Here is a 3,972-nt window from a genome sequence, read left to right on the forward strand (position 1 = left end):
CACATAGTCTGCCGGTGCACGATTGGATGGTGCAATGGGCGGATGTTTGGAAAGAAACGAATCCGGGGGCCTTGTGTTTTACCGGAATCGGTTCTATGTAGGCTTAACAGACACGCGGTGCGTGGAGCTGAACGATCAGCTTTACGGGCCGCAATGGTGTGGACAGATGGTGTTGTTTAAGTTGCAGCACAGCATGTTTACAGCAACATGACATGCACGAGCGGTAAATGGCATCCAAAACGAATCCAATAACTTTTTTTCAGCAAGTGCGCGCTGAAACCGCAAAGGTCACATGGCCTTCGCGTCGCGAAACGCTCATTTCCACCGCGATGGTGATGGTAATGGCGTTTTTTGCTGCGATTTTCTTTTTCGCAGCTGATCAGTTGATGGMATACGGAATCGATATGATTCTCGGTCTTGGTCGTTAACGCAGGCTGACAAGAAAATCRGGATTGGGAAATAGCAATGACCGCGCGCTGGTATATCGTTCACGCCTATTCGAACTTTGAAAAGAAGGTCGCCGAGTCGATCGAAGAAAAGGCTAGACAGAAGGGTCTGTCGCATCTTTTTGAGAAGATTCTCGTGCCGACCGAAAAGGTGGTCGAGGTGCGCCGTGGCCGCAAGGTCGATGCCGAGCGCAAGTTCTTCCCGGGTTATGTCCTGGTTCGTGCCGATCTGACGGATGATGCCTATCATCTGATCAAGAACACACCGAAGGTGACGGGGTTCCTCGGTTCGGACAATAAGCCGATTGCGATTTCCGACAAGGAAGCCGACCGCATCCTGATGCAGGTTCAGGAAGGTGTCGAGCGTCCAAAAGCTTCGATCTCGTTCGAGATTGGCGAAAGTGTTCGCGTTGCCGATGGTCCGTTCGCTTCGTTCAACGGCACTGTACAGGAAGTCGACGAAGAGCGTTCGCGCCTCAAGGTCGAGGTTTCGATTTTTGGCCGCGCCACGCCGGTCGATCTGGAATTTGGTCAGGTTGAAAAAGTCTGATCAATCGGCGGCTCTCTGAAGCCGCCTGCTGCGTCAGCGGCAAACATGGTGGGAGGTAAGGCAGCCTTTAGCCGGGCTTTCGATCCGCACCACCAAACTGCAACCGCCGGTTATCCGGCACTTTGATTAAAGGCAGGAAGTTATGGCTAAGAAAGTAGCAGGCCAGCTCAAGCTGCAGGTTTCGGCAGGATCGGCAACACCGTCCCCGCCGATCGGACCGGCGCTTGGTCAGCGTGGCATCAACATCATGGAATTCTGCAAGGCCTTCAATGCGGCCACGCAGGAGCTGGAAAAGGGTTCACCCATTCCGGTCKTGATTACATATTATCAGGACAAGTCGTTCACATTTGCGATGAAGACGCCGCCGGTGTCTTACTTCCTCAAGAAGGCCGCAAACTTGAAGTCCGGTTCGAAAGAGCCAGGCAAGGTCGTTGCCGGCAAGATCTCGCGCGACAAGGTGCGTGAAATCGCTCAGGCGAAGATGAAAGACCTGAACGCAGCGGACGTTGAAGCCGCCATGCGCATGGTTGAAGGTTCTGCCCGTTCGATGGGCCTGGAAGTGGTGGGCTAAGACGATGGCAAAACTATCAAAGCGTGTAGCGAAAGTTCGTGAAGGCGTTGACCGTAACAAGCTGTATGACCTGACCTCGGCGATTGCCATGGTCAAGGAGCGTGCTGTTGCCAAGTTCGACGAGACGATCGAAGTTGCAATGAACCTCGGCGTTGACCCTCGCCATGCGGACCAGATGGTTCGCGGTGTCGTCAATCTGCCGAATGGCACCGGCCGTACAGTTCGCGTCGCCGTATTTGCTCGTGGTCCGAAGGCTGATGAAGCCAAGGCTGCCGGTGCAGATATCGTCGGTGCGGAAGACCTGTTCGAGATCGTCAATGGCGGCAAGATCGATTTCGATCGCTGCATTGCGACACCGGACATGATGCCGCTCGTTGGCCGTCTCGGTAAGGTTCTCGGCCCGCGCGGCATGATGCCGAACCCGAAGGTTGGCACGGTTACGACGGATGTTACGGCTGCCGTGAAGGCTTCCAAGGGCGGTGCAGTCGAGTTCCGCGTCGAGAAGGCCGGTATCATTCACGCCGGCGTCGGCAAGGCATCCTTCGATGCGAAGGCGCTGGAAGAGAACATTAAGGCATTCGCCGATGCCGTCACCAAGGCAAAGCCGACTGGCGCCAAGGGTGACTACGTCAAGCGCGTAGCGATTTCCTCGACGATGGGTGCTGGCGTAAAGATCGATCCAGCAACAGTACGCATCGCGTAAGTGTTGGTTGAAGTTTCAAGCTTAGCTGTTTGAAACGAAAAGAATTCCAGGCCCTTCGGGGCCTGGATAACCGGATGTAAGTCCGGTTATCCTGTCCGAGATTGCGGGTGGTTCGCCTTAATTCGTCAGAACCCGCATGAGACGTGGAAAAACTTTGGTTAAAGGGCTTAGCCCGATGAACAAGGTTCGAACCGTAGTTGCCTTTCGCTTGCAGCCGATCTCGGCGAAGCAGGGGGGACAGGATCCTCAAGTGCTGTGTGTTTTCGGTCTTCGGACTGAAGTCTTGCAGCAAAAGGCAACCCGGCAGTGACGCAATCTCGCGTTTCTGCCAAATGGAGAGAGACAGTGGAAAAAGCGGAAAAGCGCGAATTCGTCGCGTGGCTGAATGGGGTCTTCAAGGACTCTGGTTCAGTTGTCGTGGCCCACTATACCGGTCTCACCGTTGCGCAACTGAGCGATCTTCGCTCGAAGATGCGTGATGCTGGTGGCACCGTTAAAGTCGCGAAGAACCGCCTTGCCAAGATCGCTCTTCAGGGCACGGATTCGGAAGGCATCGCTGACCTGTTCACAGGTCAGACACTCGTTGCTTATTCCAACGATCCGATAGCGGCACCAAAGATCGCCATTGAATTTGCCAAGGGTAACGAAAAGCTCGTCATCCTCGGTGGTTCGATGGGAGCAACAACTCTCGACCCGGATGGGGTAAAGGCACTTGCCGCACTTCCATCTCTCGACGAGTTGCGCGCAAAGCTGGTTGGTATGATCCAGACACCGGCTTCTCGCATTGCTCAGGTCGTCAACGCACCGGCAGCTCAGCTTGCCCGCGTTTTTGGCGCCTATGCCCGGAAGGACGAAGCGGCATAAGGCCGTTCTCGCTGTCAATATATCGAACCTTGTAAAGGAATACCAAAATGACTGATCTCGCAAAGATCGTAGATGACCTGTCCAACCTGACTGTTCTCGAAGCAGCTGAACTTTCGAAGCTTCTTGAAGAGAAGTGGGGCGTTTCTGCTGCTGCTCCGGTTGCTGCTGCTGCCGCTGCCGGCGGTGGTGCAGTTGCTGCTGCAGTTGAAGAGAAGACTGAATTCGACGTCGTTCTGACCGAAGCCGGACCTAACAAGATCAACGTGATCAAGGAAGTCCGCGCTATCACCGGTCTCGGCCTCAAGGAAGCCAAGGACCTCGTTGAAGCTGCTCCTAAGGCAGTCAAAGAAGGCGTTAACAAGGAAGAATCTGACAAGATCAAGGCACAGCTCGAAGCAGCTGGCGCCAAGGTCGAACTCAAGTAATCCTTGCACTGATTGGCGGGCAGGGCGATCTGCCCGCCAACTACTCCCCTCGGGGAATCCGGTACTGAACCCTTTTCCTGACGGCAATTTCGATGCTTTCAGGAAACGGGTTTTGTCCCGTTCACGGGGCCGCATGAGCGGTTTTAAGAAACAGGCCAGTTTCTGGCATAAAGACGAGGAGCGACGATGGCTCAGACCCATTCTTTCAATGGTCGTAGGCGCGTACGCAAGTTTTTCGGTAAGATTCCGGAAGTCGCAGAGATGCCGAACCTCATCGAGGTTCAGAAAGCTTCCTACGATCAGTTTCTGATGGTGGAAGAGCCCAAGGGCGGGCGTCTGGATGAAGGTCTGCAGGCTGTGTTCAAGTCTGTTTTCCCGATCCAGGATTTCTCGGGTGCTTCCATGCTCGAATT

Annotated in this window: 7 protein-coding genes; all 7 read left to right on the forward strand. The window is 54.5% G+C overall.

Features of this window, described 5'->3' with window-relative positions:
• Positions 1-227: 227 nt before the first annotated feature.
• Positions 228-428 carry a preprotein translocase subunit SecE gene (gene secE, locus ACXJ5O_RS20715; protein WP_457301539.1) on the forward strand — a complete coding sequence of 67 codons (201 nt, stop codon included), beginning with the start codon at positions 228-230 and terminating at the stop codon, positions 426-428.
• A 37-nt stretch (positions 429-465) separates the two neighbouring features.
• Positions 466-996, forward strand: a complete 531-nt coding sequence (gene nusG / locus ACXJ5O_RS20720; protein WP_112531272.1) for a transcription termination/antitermination protein NusG — start codon at positions 466-468, stop codon at positions 994-996.
• Between the two features lie 142 nt (positions 997-1,138).
• A complete protein-coding gene (rplK, locus tag ACXJ5O_RS20725) occupies positions 1,139-1,567 on the forward strand; it encodes a 50S ribosomal protein L11 (RefSeq protein WP_457301540.1) in 429 nt (142 codons plus the stop codon).
• 4 nt (positions 1,568-1,571) lie between these two features.
• Positions 1,572-2,270 carry a 50S ribosomal protein L1 gene (gene rplA, locus ACXJ5O_RS20730; protein WP_112551524.1) on the forward strand — a complete coding sequence of 233 codons (699 nt, stop codon included), beginning with the start codon at positions 1,572-1,574 and terminating at the stop codon, positions 2,268-2,270.
• A gap of 345 nt (positions 2,271-2,615) precedes the next feature.
• Positions 2,616-3,134, forward strand: coding sequence for a 50S ribosomal protein L10 (gene rplJ / locus ACXJ5O_RS20735; protein WP_112531269.1), 519 nt, complete (start codon positions 2,616-2,618; stop codon positions 3,132-3,134).
• A gap of 47 nt (positions 3,135-3,181) precedes the next feature.
• Positions 3,182-3,559 carry a 50S ribosomal protein L7/L12 gene (gene rplL / locus ACXJ5O_RS20740; protein ID WP_112531268.1) on the forward strand — a complete coding sequence of 126 codons (378 nt, stop codon included), beginning with the start codon at positions 3,182-3,184 and terminating at the stop codon, positions 3,557-3,559.
• 186 nt (positions 3,560-3,745) lie between these two features.
• Positions 3,746-3,972, forward strand: a 227-nt coding sequence (locus ACXJ5O_RS20745) for a hypothetical protein (RefSeq protein WP_457301541.1), incomplete at its 3' end; no start/stop codon positions are given.

It is taken from the genome of Phyllobacterium sp. P5_D12, from assembly GCF_054049495.1.